Source organism: Staphylococcus sp. HMSC072H03 (assembly GCF_001809305.1).
Classification (GTDB): domain Bacteria; phylum Bacillota; class Bacilli; order Staphylococcales; family Staphylococcaceae; genus Staphylococcus; species Staphylococcus hominis.
Genome location: NZ_KV796883.1, coordinates 97,034 through 117,552, shown reverse-complemented (window position 1 = coordinate 117,552; position 20,519 = coordinate 97,034). Strand labels below are relative to the sequence as shown.

Genomic DNA, 20,519 nt, shown 5'->3' with positions numbered 1-20,519 from the left:
AACTAAAAATTAGCATAACTTAATTTCTTTTACGCATACAAATAAAGACACTTAGGTTTACATACCCAAGTGCCTTTATTTTTATTCATCCGATTCATGTTTGTGATCGTGATTTTCTTCTTCCTCTTCATCACTAATCACAGGTCTTGTTTCATTAAATTGGTATTTAAGTACAACCCATACCAATTGATGATTATCCATTTCAGAAACAATCCATCGATCGTATTTTGTATCTATATAATCTTCAACTTGAAGATTAGTATTGTGTGCTTGTAACCATCCACCAATTGTATCGATATCTTCAGAATCTTCAAAAGTGATATCAAATTTTTCATGTAAATCATCAAGTAAGACACGTCCGTTAATTTGATACATATCTTCCTCTAATTTAACAATATCATTTATTTCATCATCATCAAATTCATCTCTGATTTCACCGACAATCTCTTCAAGAATATCTTCCATTGTTAGAATACCAGCAGTACCACCATATTCGTCAATAATAAGACTAATATGAACATGTTCACGTTGCATTGAAACTAATGCATCGCTAATACGAGTTGTTTCTGAAATCATAGGTAATTCATGAATATAATTAGAGATTTTAATTGTTTTACCTGAAGCATATTCTGTTAAAAATTCTTTTACATTAATAAAACCTTTTATATGGTCTTTATCCCCATCTTCAGTAATTGGATAACGTGTAAATTGATGTTCTTTAATCGTTTCAAGTAATTCGTCAACATTAAATGGTTCGTTTAACGTTACCATTTGTGTACGTGGAACCATGATATCTTTCGCATGTCTTTCGTCAAATGAAAAGATATTTTGCATGTAATTCAGTTCTGTTTGATTAATTTCTCCACCATTATAACTATTATTAATAATAATTTTAATTTCTTCCTCAGACATTGCATCTGCTTGCGCATCAGGATTAACACCAAGCATTCTAATAATTACTCGTGCCGAACCATTCATTAACCATATTAATGGTTTCATGACATTACCAAAATAATATAATGGTCTAGCATAAGTTAATGCTAATTTTTCAGTATGTTGTATTGCTATTGATTTAGGTGCTAACTCACCTAACACTACATGTAAATAAGTTACAACAATAAACGAAATCACAAATGAAATGGTTGTAGTTACTGCACTTGGCAAATGTAATATATTAAAAAGTGGATGTAATAGTTTTTCGAATGTCGGTTCACCTAACCAACCTAAACCTAAAGATGTAACTGTAATACCAAGTTGACAAGCTGATAAATAATAATCAAGATTAGCAATCATCTTTTTAACAATTTTTGCGCTTCCATTACCTTCATCAGCAAGTTGTTCAATTCGTGTTGAACGTACTTTTACTAATGCAAATTCAGATCCAACGAATACAGTTGTTAAAGCGATTAATAGAAAAAATATTACTAAATTAATTATGGTCACTGTTTCCAATTAGTTCCCTATTTCTAGGGATTCACCTCCAAATATTATGTGTCTCTAATGAGTAACACGAATTTAATACGTCATACTTATCACCGTTATAAAAGCATGTTAAGACCTTCCCATCAAGACACCCCCCAAAAAAATGTATTACTTTAATTTTACCATATTTCTATACTAAATGGTTAAATAAAAATAAGAAAGCTTTTAACATTTAAAATCATTTAAAAAGCATTATATACTGATTTTCTTCCTACTATTTCATATATACTTCAATGATCCTTGTAATAAATTTTTAAGAAAATCAGAAAAACGATATATGGGGGATTTTTTAATTAAGCACTATAAAAGTGCAATAATAGTCCAAGATGGTTATTTGTTTCTTAAACTCAAATTCCCATTTAAAACTAATCTATAGTAATAGTCAAGTATATATATCGCCATATCTTTTTAATTACATATTAACTATATAATAAAAGATTGGACAGAATTCGTTAATCCCCTCGATAATGTAACCCCAGCTTTCGTTGAACGTTGGGTTTCTCAGGAAACCCTTTTTGCTGAAGCCCCAACCCAAATTTCTTTGAATATTGCCTTTTTTACAAAGATCTCGATGCTAGTATTCCTTAAAATAGCTTTGAGGCAACACGTTTTCGATTCAATTAACAAATATTAATATATAAAAAATGCCTGAGACAACTCATTATGTCTCAGGCTCATTAAACCAATGTTGATTATTCATCCATAGATTCTGAAGCTTTAATTTCTTGTTCTGTTAATTTTGGTTTCAGTAAACCATAAAGTACTGCTGAAACAAGTGTACCTATAATTAAAGCAATGATAGTTTGGATGATATGACTAAAGTCTGTTGCTGCTATAACGATGATACCACCATGTGGTGCATTAATTCTTGAACCAAGTCCTAATGCAATCGCTCCAGCAACACCTGAACCGACCATCATTGATGGAATCACACGTAATGGGTCAGCAGCTGCAAAAGGTATAGCACCTTCTGTAATGAATGATAGACCCATAACATAGTTAGGTACGATTGAGCCACGTTGCTCTTTTGTAAATTTACGTTTAAAGATAAACATTGCTGTGGCAATTGCCAATGGTGGAATCATACCACCAACCATTGCTGCTGTTATTGGTGCAGCATTACCTTCAGTTAAAGCTGCTGTCGCAAATACATAGGCCGCTTTATTGAATGGACCTCCCATATCAATTGCCATCATAGCTCCAATAACTAGTCCTAATAGCATAATGTTAGAACCAGATAAACTATTTAAACCATTTAATAATAGATTGTTTAACCATGCTGCAGGTGGATTAAATACATAAATCATTAATAATCCAGTAATCGTCACACTTAATAGTGGATAAATTAATGTTGGTTTTAAACCTTCAACTGCTTGAGGTAAATTACGAGTAATATATTTGATACCTTGTGTTAAATAACCCGCTAAGAAACCAGCAATAATACCACCGATAAATCCAGAGCCACCAGAAATTGCTAACATACCGCCAACTAGGCCAGCTGCAAAACCTGGTTTATCTGCAATACTACGAGAAATGAAACCAGCTAAGATTGGAATAATTAATGCAAAGGCACTCTTATTACCAATATTCCACAATTGTTCTGCAAACGCATTATGTTCAGGGCTTTTTGGATCAAATGAGTTGGCACCAAATAAGAATACAATCGCCATTAAGATACCACCAGCAATAACAAGTGGTAACATATTAGAAACACCATTCATTAAGTGTTTATAAAATGCTTTACCTGGACTTAATTTTTCATCATTACTATCTTTATCTGTATTTTTTTGTCCACCATGTGCTTTAAATGGTTTTCTACTTGTATCAAGTGCTGTATTGATTAACTCTTCAGGACGTTTAATCCCGTCTGCTACTGGAACCTCAACTACATTTTTACCATCGAAACGATCTGTTTCTACATGAACATCGGCAGCTACAATAATCCCAGTTGCACGTTCAATATCTTGTTGAGTTAAATGGTTTTTAATACCACTTGAACCATTTGTTTCAACTTTTATTTTAACTCCCATTTTTTCTGCTTGTTTTTTCAAAGCATCACGGGCCATATACGTATGTGCAATACCTGTTGGACACGCTGTTACAGCTAAAACGTAAGATTCGTTAGCATTATCATTCGCTGATGCACCAGTTGTTGCTTGTGCTTCAGCCTCTTGCTCTTGAGCTTCTTTTTCTTCTTCTTTAGTCGCTTCGTCATCAGCATTATCAATAATACGAAGTATTTCTTCTTCTGAATTAGCCTGTAATAAATTTTCTCTTACTTTATCGTCCATTAAAATACCTGACAATTTAGCTAATGCATCTAAATGTGTTTGTGCACCACCCTCTGGCGCTGCAATCATAAAGAATAAATGTGCAGGTTGGCCATCTAAACTTTGATAGTCCACACCTTCTTTTGATTTACCAAAAGCAATCGCAGGTGATTTCACTGCTGCTACTTTAGCATGTGGAATGGCTATTCCTTCACCAATTCCCGTTGTGCTTTGTGACTCACGATTATGAATCGCTTCCTTAAATTGAGCTATATCACTTAATTTACCAGCTGAATCTAATTGATTAACTAATTCATCAATGACGCCATTTTTATCACTAGCTGATAAATCCATAGCAATTGTTTCTTTAGTAAGTAATTCTGTTATTCTCATCTCTATCACTCCCCATCAAGTACAGAAATTGTAACTTGTGACTTGATTTTTTCTATATCTTCTTTTAATGCTAAGTCATCATTAAATGCTGTAGCCGTACCTGAAGCTACTGCTTGGCGAAATGCTTCTTCAAGTGAGAGTCCCGACTCAAGACCCGCTACCATACCTGCAACTGTACTGTCACCAGATCCTACTGTATTTACAACTTCACCTTTAGGATTTTGGGCTTTAATACTTCTTGTCTCATCAACATATATGGCACCATCTCCACCTAAAGAAATAATGACAGATTGAGATCCATTTTTTACTATTTCTCTACCATACTTAACGACATCTTGATCAGATTTAATTGTGACATCAAACATTTCTTCTAATTCATCTTTATTCGGTTTAATAAATAAAGGATGATATTCTAACACTGTATTAACTAAATCTCTTTCAGCATCCACTACTAATTTTGCACCTGTTTCTTGAGTGATTTTTGCAATTTGAGCATAAGCATCACTCGGAATACTTTTTGGAACACTTCCTGCTACAATGACAGTGTCCTCTTTAGAAGTATGTCTAATCTGATTTAATAATGCTTCAAACTGATCAGAAGTCACATTCGGACCAGGTGCATTAATTTCAGTTTCATCGCCAGATTTTAATTTAACATTAATACGAGTATCTTCATTTACTTTAATAAACTCCGTATTAATATCGCTTTGTTCCAAGATACTAGAAATAAATTCCCCAGGAAAACCTCCAGCAAATCCTAATGCCGTAGACGAAACATCTAAGGTTTTCAACACGCGAGAAACATTAATACCTTTTCCTCCAGCAAATTTGTATGTTTCTCTAGCTCTATTAAGTCCTTTTAGCTCAAATCCATCAGTAAACATGATGTAATCAATAGAGGGATTAAATGTCACTGTATATATCATAATTAACCTCCTAAAAATGGTATTTCTCTTTGTATTCGTTGTAGCGATTATGATGACGTAATTGCTCAGATACGATGTACTCAACATGGCAAGATTTGGTTGAGACATGCGCAAAATATATTTCATCTAATTTTGAATGGTCTAATAAAACATAAGATGTGGTTGCTTGATGTATTGCTCTTTCTTTAATTAATGCTTCTTTTTCATCCGGTGTGGTTAATCCATGATTCAAATCTAAGCCATTCATACCTATGAAAGCTTTATCAAAACAATAACGTCTTAAAACTTCAAGGGCACTTGCTCCTACAGTAGCAAAAGTGGTAGCTTTTACTTCTCCACCAATCATCAAAGTTTTAATACCTCGCTGAAGTAATCTTTCAACGTGAGACAATCCGTTTGTAACCACTACGATATCTTGTGCTTTTATAAATGGAATCATCTCAATTGTAGAAGAACCTGCATCCATAAAAATACAATCATTATCTTCAATGAGCAAAGCTGCCTTTCTTCCAATTTCTTTTTTTTCTTTTAGATTTGTAGACAGTTTTTCAGATAAAATGGGTTCTTGATTTCTATGACTATTAAGTGTCGCACCACCATGAACACGTTGAAGACGTCCAAGTTGTTGTAACTTTGATAAATCTCTTCTTATAGTTGAAGCACTACAACCTGTTCGTTCAATTAACTCTTGGAGTGATAAAAAATCTTTTTTCTTAAGTTCTTGTAAAATTAAACTTTGTCGTTTTTCAGAGATCATCTTTAACACTCCTTTACAACTTTTATTATAGTGTTCGCGCTTACATATTTCAATCAAAAATTATCAAAAACGTTCAAAAACGTTCAAAAAATCGAAAAATTAACAGAGTGTTCACAATGTATATCATTGCTCACTCTGCTAATACATTTAATGTTGAGTAATACGCGCTGTTTGTGCCTGTGTAACTGCAATTAAATCATTAGGTTCAAGTATAATTTGCATGCCTCGTTGACCACCACTCACATTGATTTTGTCTCGTGATAAAGCTGACTCATCAATAATCGTTGGAAACGAATGTTTCATTCCTATTGGAGAACACCCTCCTCTTATATAACCAGTAACTTTTTTTAAATCATCCATCGGCATCAAATTAAGTTTCTTTTCACCTATGACATGTGCCGCTTCTTTTAAGTCTAATGTTTCACTGACTGGTATAACACATACAAAATGATCATGATTAGCATTTTCTAATACTAATGTTTTATAAACGTCTTTCACATTCGCATGCACTAATTCCGCAATTGTTTCTCCATCTAAATGTTCTTCACCTATTTCAAATGTATTTACTGAATAATTAATCTTGGCTCTATCAAGCATTCTCATTGCATTAGTTTTCTTATGTTTCAATGTAACACCTCATTTATCTTCTTTATATATCCCATTTTACTACTCTTTTTGACTAATAAAAAATAGAGTAAGATAGAAATCTTTAGATTTCACTTTCCTACTCTAATCTTACTTTACATTTTTATTTAACATTATTTACAGAAATGATCTCAACTTTACCCATTTTATTAATTGTTATATCTTCAGCTTTTTTGTTTTTTGGATACGCTTCAAAAGTGATGGATTGATTAGTTTCATTCAAACGCTCTAACTTTACAGGCTCTTTATAATTTTGTTGCATATAATTTTCAGCTATCGTTTTACATTCCTCTGTTGAATATAAATATTTTTCTTGAGCTTTCTCATTTAACCTATAGTTAACGTTTTGATTTTGACGAATGTCTGCTTTGCGTTGTGTTTGATCTTTCTCAGAAGCTTCGGCGGTGTGATTGCTGTTTATATTTAATATATTTTCAGTTTCGACAATACTTCCAACTTTTGAAAAAGTAGAAATTGTTCGATGTACCTTAGCTAAGGCATTTTGATTCGTTGCGATAAATAATAGAAATGCCAAACAAATTGATAAAATGATAGCTACCACACTTAACAATATATTTTTTAAATTCATCTCCTTACCCACACTTCTCTTTGAATTTTTTTATATCTTAACATACAAATATAGATAAAATAATTCAATAGAAGGCAATTTAAAATAATTGTAATCTTTGTAACAGTTATATTACCTAACGACTTTTTATTGTTACATTTCTATTATATAAAATATATAAAACTTATTTAATCACATCCGCTACGATTTAACTTTAAATTTTTCTCTATGAAAATAATTACTATCCCAAATAACATTACAATAATAGACATATATAAAGGAAATTCAATATTAACATCAAATAATGAACCTGCTACCAATGGGCCTACAAAATTACCCATACTTGTAAATGTAGAATTAAGTCCTCCAGCAAAACCTTGTCGATTACCCGCTATATTTGAATAATAATTAGTTAGCGCTGGTCGAATTAAATCAAATCCAATAAAGACAATAAAACTAATTAACATAATTGACCAGTAACTATGAGCGATTATAAGACTAAATATAACAATGACAGAATATAATAATGCCCAAGTAATAAATGTAAGTTCAGTGGTATATCTCATAAATTTATCAAAAAAGAAAATTTGGAATACTGCTCCTGCAACACCACCACCTACAATAGCAATTGAAATATCGCCAGGTGCGTAGTTTGCTTTCGCTGAAGTATATAGAGAAAATAACGTCTCAAAAGAAGACAAACCAAAAGCAAGTACAAACGTTAAGATAATTGGAGTAATAAAAACACCCCATTGAATTTTAGAAAGTTCTTTTGTTTCAAAGTGAATATGATGACTTTCCACTGTATTTTGTGGTTGTCGAATCAATATTACAGATATAACAAACGCCATAACACCTAGTGCACCTGCAAAATAAAATGGAAGACGATGTGATACTTCTGCTAAAAAACCACCAATTCCTGGTCCTAAAATAAAACCAGAGTTAATAATTGCAGACATATAACCAAAATTTTTTGCTTTATCTTTAGCTTTAGAAATATCTGCAATCATTCCTGTTACACCAGGCATTACCATCCCTGCACTAAAACCTCCAAGTATTCTTGATACTATTAGAAGTATAAAAGAATGACTCATAGCAAATAAGAACTCAGAGATCGTAAAAAATACTAATCCTAAACAAATAATTAATTTTTTACCCAATTTATCAGCTAAACTTCCTCCAAAAGGAGAAATAATCATTTGGGACAATGAGAAAATGGCTACTAAAATTCCTAAATCGCTTCCTTTTAATCCTAAATCTTTCAAATATACTGGAAGAACAGGAATAACAAGGCCAATTCCAACGAATATTAAAAATATATTAAAATATAATGTAAATAATTGCTTTTTCATATAAGACCACCTCTCTTTTATCTATAATTAAATACTCTTAATGAAATTCATCTAATTCATATTCTGAGAAAAGTTAAAAATTCTAAATTTTTCATTTAGATACTATTATATATTATTTTTTATTTTAAAATATACCATCTTACTTACTTAATAGTTATTCAAAGTATTTTACATTTATGTTATGTATAATCAAATTATCTTAATGATACATATGACATCACGTATTTAAAATTATTGAGATTCTTTTCTTACAGATTACACATCCATTTTACAATTATTAATGCTTCTCTAACTTTAATTATTCTACCTTCTTTTTTCTTGATTACTTCGCCTTTAACCTTTACTATAATAATTCAACTAAATCGTTAGAAAGTAGTGCATATTATGACTTCACGTTATATTGCAAGAATCTATTTTATTATTCTTTTTGTAATATCTTTATTTGAAACACGTGTATTTAACTTTGTAAGCTTGAATTTATTTTTAGCTTACATTCCACTTGAATTATGTTTCTTATTAGATTTATTTAAACCTAGAAAAAAATTTGAATGGCCTATATTTATTATTTTTGCTCTTATTTTTATTTTATTAGTACCCAATACATTTTATATGGTTACTGATCTTATTCATCTTAATCAGTTTACATTTGATTTTTACGTTCAACTTAATTTAACAGAATGGTTATACTTTACTTTCTTACTGTTAAGTGTATTTTTTGCGATTTATTGCATGGCTCTCATATTTGTTCATTTATCTCATTTCACTTCAAAGCTATGGTTAAATCGATGTTTATTAATAACACTTATGTTTTTAAATGGTTTAGGAATATTTATGGGTAGATTTTTGAGATTTCATACTGTTCATTTAATTACCCGTCCCTTTACTATTATCACAGAAGTCATTCGTGCCTTAAATGGTAGTAGTTTAATATTTATTTCATTAATGATGCTACTTCAATTTGTCATTTTATTATTCATTAAAGGGATAAGAATGGCACATTGATATATTTCTATTTAATACAGTTTATTCATGTAGAAAAATTTTATAAGACGTTTAGTTATGTATTTAAAAAAGCTAGGGGTTGAAACATGAACTCAATGTGAACTCTGTTTCCTTCCCCTAGCTCTTTTTTTATATATTTTTAAATATTGTCATCACATATTCGCGCGCAACTTTATGATCTACAATTGGTTTAGGATAATCTTCACCTAATTGTATTCCTTTTTTTACTAATTGTGTTTGATATTGAAATGGGTGATGTAAGAATTTTGCGGGCACATTATCGAATATAGGAATATATTTTTTGATATATAAAGCGTCTTTATCAAAACGTTCACTTTGTCTAGTAGGATTAAACATCCTAAAATACGGCACAGCATCTGTCCCAGTTGAAGCTGACCATTGCCAACCATGTACATTTGAAGCTGCATCATAATCGATTAATTTTTTTCTAAAATAATCTTCGCCCCAAGCCCAATCAATAAACAAATCTTTAGTTAAAAATTGAGAGACTACCATCCGCATGCGATTATGCATAAATCCTGTCTCATTTAATTCATTCATAGCAGCATCAATAATAGGAAAACCAGTTTTACCTTCACACCAGCGATTAAACTCTTCTTTGTTATAAGACCATTGTATAGTACGGTATTTTTCATTAAATGCTTCATGTGCACTATGAGGATATTGAGCCATAAGAACATAATAAAACTCACGAAACATTACTTCTCTAATAAAACTTTCGTAATTATTTTCATTTTCCTCATATCGTTCTAATAAATCTGTAATAATTTGTTTAATATCTATCAGACCATATGCTAGAGCAATACTCAATTGACTAGTGAGTACTTCTGGAAGATACTCTCTATCCTTTTTATAGTTTTGAATACTATGATTTAAATAATCCTGCCAATTGTTTAACGCTTGATCTTCTGATTGTCCATCATGATGATAATCATTAGTTATAGTTTGTTGTGATTGGCTACATTTATTAGCGATATCACTTAAATGATATTGATACGAAGAATGCTGTCTAAGTTTTGAACGGTGTGCTTTATAAAAACTTGTAAATACTTTATATGGTTGTCCTTGCTGATTCATCGTGTTACTTGGCTTAAAATAATGATTAACGTTAATAGTTATTACGGATATATCGTGCTTTTTAAACGCTTGTTTTAAGTGTCGAATATCATATCTTTCTTGATGATAACTCATGATATCGCCCGCCATAACTATTTCTTTAATATCATGTTCAGTACAAAACATACCTAGTTCACTGTAATTGATGACATATGGCTCTATATGATGTTCTTTCAACTGATATAAAAATTTTTCTAAAGTGCCATAATAATAGTTTGCTTTTTTATCTGTACCTTCCTCTTCAAATGTTTCCTTAGGAATTATAAGATAACATTTATCAATGTCATCTTTTTGTTGATTAATATATTCGAATAATGGATTATTATTTATTCTAAATACTCTATTGAGAATGACGCCAATATTCATACTTTCACTCCTAGCCTGAGGATTTGTTAATAATTTAACTACCCTATTTATCTTAAAATTAAAAGGAGTGACTACAGAATTCAATACAAATTCTAAAGTGACTCCTTTTACTTGATTTATATGAGGTGATTCATACTTTTATTAACCAAATATTTCTCGATTAAGTCCAAAAACGTATAATAAAGTAAAGAAAGTTGCTGCACTTAAAATAGTTAAAATTAGCGTTAATATGAGTGTACGTTTGTACTTATTAATAAATGCGATAAATAATATTCCTAAATTATAAGCAAAGAACAATCCAAATAGTGTCATTGTGATTTTTATATTTGTAAAAAAGATATTTAACAATAGAATAATAATTGCAAAAATTAAATATGGGATTGTAATCCACTTAAACTCAAAGCGAATTTGTTTAGTACGTTTATCTTCATTATGATTCATTAATATATCCTCCTTATTCTATTATAAATGATTTATTTTTTTATTCTCATGACAAGACTGTGACATATTTATTAGAAATTTAGAATACTCATAACCACTCACATAAAAATTAAGGAGTCATTTTAAGTAAATTGAATCATTTCTAATTGGTTTTTCAAACGTGTTGTATCAAGCATTTCACCAATAATAACAATCGTTAATGGCACTTCTCTATCAGTTATTCCATAAGTAGGTAATCCCATTGAAAATTGGAATTCGTATATTGCATCCAATTGATCTTTAAATTTTACAAATCCTTTTAATCTGAATACTTCATCTGGCAAACGCATTATAAATTGGTAAAATAATTGTCGATCAATAGGAGCGCTAAACGTATATTTCATAGATTGTACATTATGATGGTGGACATGAACATGCCTATTAATATCAGTAGATTTATTTTTCACTACTACGTCATCTAATTTACTATATGTAGTCACGTAAATCGTTGCTTTATTATTAATAGAAGCCAATTGTTTTTTTATATTTTCTAATTCTACTTGTGTCACTAAATCCATTTTATTAAGAATAATTACATCACTATATTTAATTTGTTCTTCCATTAACTCATTCGTTTCTGCCGTATATTTCATTCTATTATTAAATCTTAACGCATCAACAAGGCCTATTATTTTAGGAATTTCCACGTCATTAACTATTGTTGGATCTTGACACGCTGCAAAGACTTCTAAAGGATGTGCAATTCCAGTCGATTCAATAAGAATGTGTTGACTTACACCTTCTTTAATCAGTGATTGTAACTGTAATACTAAATCATTATTTAAGTCACAACATACGCATCCATTGATTAATGATTTTACAGTAATATCTTCTTCGATAAGTAAACTATCAACGTCAAAAGAACCGAATTCATTCATAATAATTGTTATTTTCTTATCTTTTTTTAATAATTGGTGTATATAATTATTCAAAAATGTAGTTTTACCACTTCCTAAAAAGCCATTAATAATTGTAATAGATATTTTTTTATTTTTATTATTTATCATTTTAAAAACTCATTTCTATATAAAATGTATTTGAAATTAATATTATAAAAATGTACGTTAGATTACACTTGATTAAAATATCGTTTTCTTCTAAAATTTAAGCATACTTTAATTTTAGCATGGCATTGAAATGAAGTGTGTGATAATTTATATTTTACACAACATAGACGAACTTTAATCCGAAATAAAGAGAAACGGATAAATGTCTGGAGGAGAACTTTAATGTCTGAACAACACAATTTAAAAGAGCAACTTTGTTTTAGTTTGTACAATGCACAAAGACAAGTAAATCGCTACTATTCAAACAAAGTCTTTAAAAAGTACAATCTTACCTACCCACAATTCTTAGTTTTAAGCATTTTATGGGAAGAATCGCCTGTAAATGTTAAGAAAGTAGTCACTGAATTAGCTTTAGATACAGGTACAGTATCACCCTTACTAAAAAGAATGGAAAACGTTGATTTAATTAAACGGGAACGTTCTGAAATTGACCAACGTGAAGTATTTATTCATCTTACTGAAAAAAGTGAAAATATTAAACCTGAACTAAGTGATGCATCTCAAAAAGTTGCCATTGCTTCTTCTTTGAGTAACGATGAAGTCCATGAACTTAATCGTCTATTAGGTAAAATTATTACTGCTTTTACCGAAAACAAATAATGTGACATGCTAGTACTAAACTAATTAAAGTTATTCATTTCAAAATGTAATTTATATATTTATCAATAGTGAAAAACCTGAGATCATTCTTTAAAGCTATCTCAGGTTTTTTATTTTATAATGTATTAATATGAATCATGCGATTTAAATACCCCTTATTTTGACTTAATGATACATAATCTCCGTACTCAACAACCTCACCTTCAACCATTACGATAATGGTATCGAAATATGGAAGTAAGTCTAAATCATGTGTAGCAACAACTAATGTTTCTGCTCGCTTGTTAATTTCTTTCATTACATTGTTCGTATTATCTTCATCAAGCGCTGTAGTTGGCTCATCTAATAGCCAAATGTTAGACGATTTTAAAAATAAACGTGCTAAAGATAAACGTTGAATTTCACCGCCAGATAAAGAAGTTCCATCTAAAGTCAATTGAGTGTTCAAATTTAAGTAACTTAAATTCAACATATTTAAGACATCGATTAAGTTTTCATCTTTTTGATTAGATAATAAATTTTCTCTGACAGTACCATCAAATATTTGTTGAGATTGTAATAACGCATTGATTTCATTATATCTATCGTTTTCATTAATTTGAGTAATAGGTTGACCATACAACTCAACACTACCTTCTTCTGTTTCATATAAACCACATAGCAGTTGCATTAACGTACTTTTTCCTGAACCAGAAGGTCCAATGATAGCTACTTTTTCACCTTTATGGATGGTTAAATTAATATCGTTTAATACTAATGTTTCTTGATTAAAATATTTAAAGTTTAGATTAGAAATACTAAATACAGGTTCTTGTTTTGTCTGTACATTTAACTTAGGTGTAGTTATCGAAGAATTAAACACCTCATTAATATCCGTTAATGCTTGATCTGTATCTGCCTTATAATAAGCAAAATTACTCATTGGAATAGCCTGTTCGAACAAAGTTAAAATCATTAATATCATACTCGTTACATATATAACATCTAAATATCCATGTTCAATTTGTATCACGACTAAAGCTAAACTTAAAAAAATCGTTACAATAGAAATGAGATTCAATATATAATCATAAAATGTTAAAAATCGATTTTCTTTAGCTTGTAACCTATCATAATATTCTAATGATTTAACGACTTTCTTTTTATATGCATCTTGTTGATTAAAAGTAATTAACTCTTGATAACCCGCTTTATAATCATAAAACTCAGCCAACATTTTTTGTTCATGAGTAGTAACTTGTTGTTTAAGTATACGTACACGCTTAGCACTTAACCATGGTATAATCCATAAATAAAATAGCATACTTATGACAATTAATATAGCATGAGCAATACTAAAATAAATTAATGCAACAGCAGCAATTAGCGCAGTTAAACCTATTACAAAAGGGGGATAATATACACGTAAATATATATTTTGCAGTGACTCCACCTTATTAACCATTCTTGAGATTAAATCGCTCGATCTAAATTTACGATAAATATTAGGCACTCTTGGAAAAAGTTGCTTTACAAACTGTACTCTTATATTCCTTAACATTGTAAATGTAGTTCGATGGGATAATAATCTTTCAACATATCGCGTAATAGCACGTAAAAATCCAAATAATTTTACAGAAACGACAAGTATCATCAATGCGTAAATAGGCATGCCTAGTGCACTTTGAGTTACCATATATCCACTTAGGAAGAACATTGTAAGTGCTATTAGGCTTCCAGTAATGCTGACTAATATAGCTAAAAATAAATCTTTATCTAAATGAAATTTAATATGTGGTTTCATCTTTATTCACCACCTTATTTAATTGCGTAGAAATTTGATTATCATCTTTAATAAGATGACCTTCTTTTACATATAAACGTCGTGTTGCACGACGTATAGTCGAATTACGATGCGCGATTGTAATTGTAGTAGCATGCTTAAAGTTATGCTCTAATGTTTGTTGAACAATACGTTCAGTTTCAATATCTAAACCTGTAGTAGGCTCGTCAAATATTAGAATACTTGGACGTAGTAATAGTACTCTACAAAGTTCTATTCTTCTCATTTGACCTCCAGATAACATTTCCCCACCTTCACCAATTACAGTGTGAATTCCTTTATTTAAGCTTAAAATCTTTTCTTTAAGTCCTACTGTTTCTAAAGTTTGTAAAATTTTTTCATCTGAAACCTCATTAAACATTGTAATATTATCTTTAACAGACGCCGAAAAAATATATGGATGTTGGTTTAACATACCTATATCTGTAACTTCAGAATTAAATATAATACGACCTTTTGTAGGTGTTATCATTTGCTTAATCAGATTCGCTAGTGTGGATTTTCCAGCACCACTGGGACCAACAATTGCAATGTTTTCTCCTTGATTGATTGAAAAAGTTATATCTTTTAATGCATATAGGGTCGTATTAGGGTATTGATAACTTACTTTATCGAAGTAAATTTGATTTTGCTGATTCTGATTTATGGTAGGCGTGTTAATATTTGATTCTTCAATATTATTTAAAAAATCAAAAATAATATCACTTGCTCCTTCACTTTGTTTACCAGTATGGAAGGCTTGACCTAAATCTTTAATTGCATTGTAAAATTCTGGTGCTAAAATAATCGCAATTACAGCAATTTTAAAATTGATATGGTGAAACACGACTAAACTTAACGTCGCTTCTAGTGCAATTAAACCAATACCTAACATACTTATAAACTCAAGCATAAGACCAGATAGAAATGCACTTTTCAAAATTTTCATCGTTAAATCCCTAAAGTGTGTGCTCTCTCTATAAATACGATTTTCCGTCTCCGTTGTTCGTCTAAATAGTCTTAAAGTAATCAAACCTTTAGCTATATTTAAAAAGCGTTGGCTGAATTGATTTAAATACATCATTTGTTCTTTAGATTCGTCTCGTGTTTTCAAGCCAAAAATAATATAAAACAATGGAATAAATGGTGCAGTAACCGCCATAATAATAGCAGTATTAAGATGTATAAAACACATTACACTAATAATGACGAGTGGTATGAACATAGATTTAAACACTTGCGGCAAGTAATTATTAAAAAAGGGTGTAATTCCATCTATAACTTCAGTTAAAATGTTTGTTTGTACGCCAATTGAAGCTTTAGACTTACTTGTTATTATTTTTTGACGAAGGTCATGTTTAACTTTGTAAGCTAAAATATCCCCTAATCGTTGATTCAACATATTAAACGTTACTCTCAAAATTAATACAATTAAAATAGTAAATAACAATGAATAGATAGATGAAAGCTTGTGGTACAAGACTTGATTCAAAAACTCAGCAATTCCAATATTTTGAATCACTACACATATGGCTAACAATACACTAGTCATTCCCATAAAAATTGGAAATAATTTATATTTAAAGACTAAACTCATTAAATTTTTCAACTTTCTTCACCTAATGCTTTATTATAGAAGCTTGATCACAAATAATCATTTAATTGATTTCAAAGTTAAGTGACAATATTATGTCATTTCTTTGAATTCATCATCTTCCACACAATACAACAAAATAATATTTTATTTCAAAACAACATGACATTATTGTCATATACACCAGTAATTATTAGTAAATTATTATTTCAATATGCTATGATAATAAAGTGAATTTTTTAAAATAAAATATTTAGCATAAATAAAAGTTCATTTTTTACATAAAAGAAAGAGGTTACTTATGATAATTATTGAATTTATTAAGGCGTTAATTTTAGGTATTGTAGAAGGTCTTACTGAATTTGCTCCTGTTTCATCTACTGGACATATGATTCTTGTAGATGATATGTGGTTAAAATCGTCTCAATTTTTAGGTTCTCATTCAGCTTTTACTTTTAAAATTGTCATTCAACTAGGTTCTGTTTTTGCTGCTGCATGGGTGTTCCGTGAACGTTACTTCGAAATGTTACATATTGGAAAATACAAACACGTTGCTCATAGTGAGGGAATGCGTTCTAAACCTCGCCGATTGAACTTACTTCATGTATTAATAGGTATGATTCCAGCTGGAATTTTAGGTGTTCTTTTTGATGACTTTATTGAAGCGCATTTATTTAGTGTACCTACTGTAATGATTGGTTTATTCATTGGCGCTATTTATATGATTATTGCTGATAAATACAGTACTAAAGTAAAACATCCGCAAACAGTCGATCAAATTAATTATTTACAAGCATTTGTCATTGGTATTTCTCAAGCAGTCGCAATGTGGCCTGGTTTCAGTAGATCTGGATCAACAATTTCTACTGGGGTATTAATGAAACTCAATCATAAATCTGCTTCTGATTTCACATTTATTATGGCAGTCCCAATTATGTTAGCAGCAAGTGCATTATCATTACTTAAAAATTATCAATATATTGATCTTGCACATGTCCCATTTTATATCATTGGATTCTTAGCAGCATTTATTGTCGGTTTAATCGCTATTAAAACGTTCTTACATTTAATTAATAAAGTGAAGTTAGTACCATTTGCGATTTATCGAATCGTATTAGTTATTTTCATTGCTATTCTTTATTTCGGATTCGGTATTGGTAAAGGAATTTAATGATATGACACTAAAATTCTTTTTGAATTTTAGTGTTTTTTTATAAAAATTTTAAATCACTATTTTAATCCAGTGCAATCGTTTGAATTCCTGTATCATAGGGTAATGAAAGAGAAAGAAAATTTTATGGAGGCAACGAGTATGGACAAAAAACAAGTTATTAAAACAGTAATTAACGTGTTACCGATATTTATCGTACCACTAGTTGTAGAACGTAAAAAAATCAAGTCTCATCCAGATGTTCAAAAAGCTTCGCATGCAACTTCACATGCTACACATACAGTAGCAAATAAGGCATCTGATGTTAAAGATTACTTTGGTGATAAAAAACAAGAGTTCGATAATAAGCGCGAACTCAAAAAAATTGCTAAAGAAAATGACCCTAAATATATTAAGAAAAAAGGATCAAAATTAGCTAAAAAGAACCATAAACAATCTTCTAAATTAGAGAAAAAGCTTCAAAAAAATATTGATAAACGTCATAAAGAAGAAGAAAAAATTCAAAAACATAATGAAAAACAGCGAATTAAAGAAATGAAGAAATATGATAACTATAATGCCGACAGTATTATCACTCAAGATAAAGTGTTACATTCAGAAAAGGCTACAAATAAATAATGACAACCATATTTGTTGATGGTGATGCTTGTCCAGTCGTTAATGAAATTATTGATTTAACAGCTGAGACAGGCTTTTTTGTTACGATTTTACGGAGCTTTAGTCATATTTCTCATTCTCATTATCCAAGTCATGTAAATATATTATACGTTGATGATGGACCAGATGCAGTGGATTACAAAATTATACAACTTGTAACAACTAGCGATATTGTGATTACTCAAGATTATGGATTAGCTAGTTTGTTACTAAAGAAAGCTAGAATTATAATGCATCATAAAGGATTTATCTATAACGAAAATAATATAGATATATTACTTCAACAGCGTTATAATAATGCACAAATTAGAAAACAAGGTGGACGTCATAAAGGACCCTCCCCTTTTTCAAAAGCAGACCGACAGCATTTTTGTGATGTTTTTCAAACCTTACTTAATCAATTAATGGAGGATACAAAATGAAACGTATAGCAGTATATTGTGGAGCAAGTAAAGGGAATAATCCTATTTATGTTAAAGAAGCATATCAATTAGGAAAATATATGGCTGAACAAGGTTATGAACTCATTTTTGGAGCGGGTTCAGTAGGTATCATGGGCGCTATTCAAGATGGCGTACTAGATTACGGAGGCCGTGCAATTGGAGTGATGCCTAAAATGTTAGATGAACGTGAAATTACAAGTCAAAAAGTAAGTGAGCTCATTCTTGTAGACTCAATGCACGAACGCAAAGAAAAAATGACTGAATTAGCAGATGCTTTTGTTATGGCACCAGGAGGAGCTGGTTCTCTTGAAGAATTTTTCGAAATGTATAGCTGGGCACAAATTGGTATACATCAAAAACCAATCGGTATCTTTAATTTAAATGGATTCTTTAATCCGCTTCAAATTTTGATTGATCATATGATTGAAGAAGGTTTTATCGATAAAAAATATAAAGAGTTAGCACCTTTATATGATACTAAAGAGGCTCTAATTGATGGATTACTTAATTATAAACCTCTTGGTGTTAGAACCTATGATTGATTAATATTATAAAAAAAGATGGGCCAACGAATTCAGAAAGAATTCGTTGGCCCATCCTAATTTCGGCACCAAATGTAGAGACTTTCGTGTTGAGTGTTTCTATATTTGCGTCTAGGACTAGAAATAAATTTGTTTTTTATCGTCACATTTTTAATGTAGTCCATAACTTTTAATATGCTAAAAACCTCTAGGGTTTCTATTTATCTTCTAGTATTTATTTATTAATATTTATATGTTTAACTTTTTTTGATATCTTACATGTCTTTTAAGTGGATGATATTTACTTAGGTCAGGTAGTTCAAAATAATCAAATAATGACATCCCAATTTTTTCCATTACTTTTCGAGAGGCCAAATTCCCCTCAGCAGTAAGACTAAATACTTCTTCTATGCCTTTTTCTTTTGCATACTCTAAAACAGCCATAGCACCTTCAGTAGCAATACCATTCCCCCATACTTCAGGGATAAGTCGCCATCCAATTTCATATATAGGTAAATTTTCAAAAGGATATTTACTATCTTTTGGTAAGTAGTTTAACCCTATATATCCTAGCCATGCTCCTGTCTCTTTAAGCTCAACAGCAAACAGCCCAATTCCTTTTTCTTTTAAAATATCATCCATTCGTTGCATATCTAATTCTGAACGTCTATAACTTAATAGACTTGGAAAATAGCGTCTTACCTGAGGATTTGCATTCATTTTTTGAAAAGATAATAAATCTTTTTCTTCCCAATCACGCAATCTCAATCTTTCTGTTTCTATATAAACAACCATTTATCCACACTCCATTACCCAAATACAATTATGAAAAAAGTGTGACATGGAGTATATAACCATAACACACTTCGTTTCGTTCATTTTGATTAAAAAATTATTAATTTTTTGAAATATAACTTATTAATTCGATATGTACTGGAATTTCTTTTAACTTATTACGTTGATTTTTAGGTGCTACAAATGTTGCATCGATATAATCATTACGATGATTAAGTTTAAAAGTAGCTACAAAAGTATCACTTTCTGATTCAAAATTTGGCAAGTGTGCTACAACACGTTTAATGTCTCCAGTTGAATGAGTTACTGTACGTCCAGTAATATTTTCAATCTCTTTACCTAATTCTGGAAGTGTAAGGTCACGTCCCTCTAGAATTTGAAAATCATGTTCATGCATAGTTATCTCTCCAATACTATAAATTATGTGCTGAATTTTATTATTATATTTTTAAACTTTATTTTCAAATATATGGATATTATATTCAAAATGTA

The 20,519-nt window shown here is 30.2% G+C and carries 19 protein-coding genes and 1 pseudogene; 6 read left to right on the top strand and 14 right to left on the bottom strand.

All coding sequences use genetic code 11. The features are described from left to right. Positions 1-81 precede the first annotated feature (81 nt). From HMPREF2578_RS06570 to norA, 7 genes are all read right to left on the bottom strand, one after another. Positions 82-1,452 carry a hemolysin family protein gene (locus HMPREF2578_RS06570; protein ID WP_048680802.1) on the bottom strand — a complete coding sequence of 457 codons (1,371 nt, stop codon included), beginning with the start codon at positions 1,450-1,452 and terminating at the stop codon, positions 82-84. Positions 1,453-2,174: 722 nt separating this feature from the next. Beyond that, positions 2,175-4,145, bottom strand: a complete 1,971-nt coding sequence (locus HMPREF2578_RS06565; protein ID WP_019834924.1) for a PTS fructose transporter subunit IIABC — start codon at positions 4,143-4,145, stop codon at positions 2,175-2,177. Between the two features lie 5 nt (positions 4,146-4,150). Next, entirely contained in the window at positions 4,151-5,071 is a 921-nt protein-coding gene (gene pfkB, locus HMPREF2578_RS06560; protein ID WP_019834923.1) for a 1-phosphofructokinase, read from the bottom strand. 10 nt (positions 5,072-5,081) lie between these two features. Then, positions 5,082-5,828: a DeoR/GlpR family DNA-binding transcription regulator gene (locus tag HMPREF2578_RS06555; RefSeq protein ID WP_048682600.1), complete on the bottom strand. Its 747-nt coding sequence runs from the start codon at positions 5,826-5,828 to the stop codon at positions 5,082-5,084. Positions 5,829-5,975: 147 nt separating this feature from the next. Further along, positions 5,976-6,431 carry a Cys-tRNA(Pro) deacylase gene (gene ybaK, locus HMPREF2578_RS06550; protein WP_172457931.1) on the bottom strand — a complete coding sequence of 152 codons (456 nt, stop codon included), beginning with the start codon at positions 6,429-6,431 and terminating at the stop codon, positions 5,976-5,978. Positions 6,432-6,576: 145 nt separating this feature from the next. Further along, complete coding sequence (locus HMPREF2578_RS06545) at positions 6,577-7,062, bottom strand: hypothetical protein (protein WP_049382110.1); 486 nt, start codon at positions 7,060-7,062, stop codon at positions 6,577-6,579. Positions 7,063-7,229: 167 nt separating this feature from the next. Further along, positions 7,230-8,393 (bottom strand): multidrug efflux MFS transporter NorA, encoded by a 1,164-nt coding sequence (gene norA, locus HMPREF2578_RS06540; RefSeq protein WP_061544168.1) that lies wholly within the window; start codon positions 8,391-8,393, stop codon positions 7,230-7,232. A 384-nt stretch (positions 8,394-8,777) separates the two neighbouring features. On the opposite strand from norA, the gene HMPREF2578_RS06535 reads away from it, so the two are divergent. After that, complete coding sequence (locus HMPREF2578_RS06535; protein ID WP_019834919.1) at positions 8,778-9,395, top strand: DUF1361 domain-containing protein; 618 nt, start codon at positions 8,778-8,780, stop codon at positions 9,393-9,395. A 129-nt stretch (positions 9,396-9,524) separates the two neighbouring features. Here the strand turns inward: HMPREF2578_RS06535 and HMPREF2578_RS06530 are convergent, their stop codons facing one another. The 3 genes from HMPREF2578_RS06530 to HMPREF2578_RS06520 all read right to left on the bottom strand — a co-directional run bounded on the left by HMPREF2578_RS06530 (position 9,525) and on the right by HMPREF2578_RS06520 (position 12,385). After that, complete coding sequence (locus HMPREF2578_RS06530; protein WP_049379643.1) at positions 9,525-10,898, bottom strand: cryptochrome/photolyase family protein; 1,374 nt, start codon at positions 10,896-10,898, stop codon at positions 9,525-9,527. Positions 10,899-11,039: 141 nt separating this feature from the next. Next, a complete protein-coding gene (locus HMPREF2578_RS06525) occupies positions 11,040-11,339 on the bottom strand; it encodes a hypothetical protein (protein ID WP_019834917.1) in 300 nt (99 codons plus the stop codon). A 122-nt stretch (positions 11,340-11,461) separates the two neighbouring features. Then, positions 11,462-12,385 (bottom strand): CobW family GTP-binding protein, encoded by a 924-nt coding sequence (locus HMPREF2578_RS06520; protein ID WP_019834916.1) that lies wholly within the window; start codon positions 12,383-12,385, stop codon positions 11,462-11,464. 222 nt (positions 12,386-12,607) lie between these two features. Between HMPREF2578_RS06520 and HMPREF2578_RS06515 the strand changes: the two genes are divergently transcribed. Beyond that, positions 12,608-13,045 (top strand): global transcriptional regulator MgrA, encoded by a 438-nt coding sequence (locus HMPREF2578_RS06515; RefSeq protein ID WP_002449577.1) that lies wholly within the window; start codon positions 12,608-12,610, stop codon positions 13,043-13,045. Positions 13,046-13,160: 115 nt separating this feature from the next. Here the strand turns inward: HMPREF2578_RS06515 and HMPREF2578_RS06510 are convergent, their stop codons facing one another. Together HMPREF2578_RS06510 and HMPREF2578_RS06505 are read right to left on the bottom strand one after the other, a co-directional pair. Next, positions 13,161-14,828: an amino acid ABC transporter ATP-binding/permease protein gene (locus HMPREF2578_RS06510; RefSeq protein WP_019834915.1), complete on the bottom strand. Its 1,668-nt coding sequence runs from the start codon at positions 14,826-14,828 to the stop codon at positions 13,161-13,163. Then, positions 14,812-16,455 carry an ABC transporter ATP-binding protein/permease gene (locus HMPREF2578_RS06505; protein ID WP_019834914.1) on the bottom strand — a complete coding sequence of 548 codons (1,644 nt, stop codon included), beginning with the start codon at positions 16,453-16,455 and terminating at the stop codon, positions 14,812-14,814. Before HMPREF2578_RS06505 ends, HMPREF2578_RS06510 begins: the two co-directional genes overlap by 17 nt. Before the next feature lie 286 nt (positions 16,456-16,741). Between HMPREF2578_RS06505 and HMPREF2578_RS06500 the strand changes: the two genes are divergently transcribed. The 4 genes and pseudogenes from HMPREF2578_RS06500 to HMPREF2578_RS06485 all read left to right on the top strand — a co-directional run bounded on the left by HMPREF2578_RS06500 (position 16,742) and on the right by HMPREF2578_RS06485 (position 19,253). Further along, positions 16,742-17,611 carry an undecaprenyl-diphosphate phosphatase gene (locus HMPREF2578_RS06500; RefSeq protein ID WP_019834913.1) on the top strand — a complete coding sequence of 290 codons (870 nt, stop codon included), beginning with the start codon at positions 16,742-16,744 and terminating at the stop codon, positions 17,609-17,611. Between the two features lie 141 nt (positions 17,612-17,752). Then, positions 17,753-18,205, top strand: a pseudogene (locus HMPREF2578_RS06495) (hypothetical protein); the annotation flags it as partial. Positions 18,206-18,228: 23 nt separating this feature from the next. Then, positions 18,229-18,690, top strand: a complete 462-nt coding sequence (locus tag HMPREF2578_RS06490; RefSeq protein WP_049382107.1) for a YaiI/YqxD family protein — start codon at positions 18,229-18,231, stop codon at positions 18,688-18,690. Then, positions 18,687-19,253, top strand: coding sequence for an LOG family protein (locus tag HMPREF2578_RS06485; protein WP_017175980.1), 567 nt, complete (start codon positions 18,687-18,689; stop codon positions 19,251-19,253). Before HMPREF2578_RS06490 ends, HMPREF2578_RS06485 begins: the two co-directional genes overlap by 4 nt. A 228-nt stretch (positions 19,254-19,481) precedes the next feature. On the opposite strand, the gene HMPREF2578_RS06480 is transcribed toward HMPREF2578_RS06485, so the two are convergent. Continuing rightward, a complete protein-coding gene (locus HMPREF2578_RS06480; protein ID WP_017175981.1) occupies positions 19,482-20,027 on the bottom strand; it encodes a GNAT family N-acetyltransferase in 546 nt (181 codons plus the stop codon). 100 nt (positions 20,028-20,127) lie between these two features. Next, entirely contained in the window at positions 20,128-20,424 is a 297-nt protein-coding gene (locus HMPREF2578_RS06475) for a hypothetical protein (RefSeq protein ID WP_049420405.1), read from the bottom strand. Positions 20,425-20,519 lie beyond the last annotated feature (95 nt).

Excerpts from the sequence above, each read along its gene's own strand:
- HMPREF2578_RS06530 (WP_049379643.1), bottom strand. The coding sequence starts at position 10,898 with ATGAATATTGGCGTCATTCTCAATAGAGTATTTAGAATAAATAATAAT.
- pfkB (WP_019834923.1), bottom strand. The coding sequence starts at position 5,071 with ATGATATATACAGTGACATTTAATCCCTCTATTGATTACATCATGTTT.
- HMPREF2578_RS06485 (WP_017175980.1), top strand. The coding sequence starts at position 18,687 with ATGAAACGTATAGCAGTATATTGTGGAGCAAGTAAAGGGAATAATCCT.
- HMPREF2578_RS06510 (WP_019834915.1), bottom strand. The coding sequence starts at position 14,828 with ATGAAACCACATATTAAATTTCATTTAGATAAAGATTTATTTTTAGCT.
- HMPREF2578_RS06535 (WP_019834919.1), top strand. The coding sequence starts at position 8,778 with ATGACTTCACGTTATATTGCAAGAATCTATTTTATTATTCTTTTTGTA.
- HMPREF2578_RS06500 (WP_019834913.1), top strand. The coding sequence starts at position 16,742 with ATGATAATTATTGAATTTATTAAGGCGTTAATTTTAGGTATTGTAGAA.
- HMPREF2578_RS06525 (WP_019834917.1), bottom strand. The coding sequence starts at position 11,339 with ATGAATCATAATGAAGATAAACGTACTAAACAAATTCGCTTTGAGTTT.
- HMPREF2578_RS06480 (WP_017175981.1), bottom strand. The coding sequence starts at position 20,027 with ATGGTTGTTTATATAGAAACAGAAAGATTGAGATTGCGTGATTGGGAA.
- ybaK (WP_172457931.1), bottom strand. The coding sequence starts at position 6,431 with ATGAGAATGCTTGATAGAGCCAAGATTAATTATTCAGTAAATACATTT.
- HMPREF2578_RS06490 (WP_049382107.1), top strand. The coding sequence starts at position 18,229 with ATGACAACCATATTTGTTGATGGTGATGCTTGTCCAGTCGTTAATGAA.
- HMPREF2578_RS06555 (WP_048682600.1), bottom strand. The coding sequence starts at position 5,828 with ATGATCTCTGAAAAACGACAAAGTTTAATTTTACAAGAACTTAAGAAA.
- HMPREF2578_RS06475 (WP_049420405.1), bottom strand. The coding sequence starts at position 20,424 with ATGCATGAACATGATTTTCAAATTCTAGAGGGACGTGACCTTACACTT.
- HMPREF2578_RS06545 (WP_049382110.1), bottom strand. The coding sequence starts at position 7,062 with ATGAATTTAAAAAATATATTGTTAAGTGTGGTAGCTATCATTTTATCA.
- norA (WP_061544168.1), bottom strand. The coding sequence starts at position 8,393 with ATGAAAAAGCAATTATTTACATTATATTTTAATATATTTTTAATATTC.
- HMPREF2578_RS06515 (WP_002449577.1), top strand. The coding sequence starts at position 12,608 with ATGTCTGAACAACACAATTTAAAAGAGCAACTTTGTTTTAGTTTGTAC.
- HMPREF2578_RS06520 (WP_019834916.1), bottom strand. The coding sequence starts at position 12,385 with ATGATAAATAATAAAAATAAAAAAATATCTATTACAATTATTAATGGC.
- HMPREF2578_RS06565 (WP_019834924.1), bottom strand. The coding sequence starts at position 4,145 with ATGAGAATAACAGAATTACTTACTAAAGAAACAATTGCTATGGATTTA.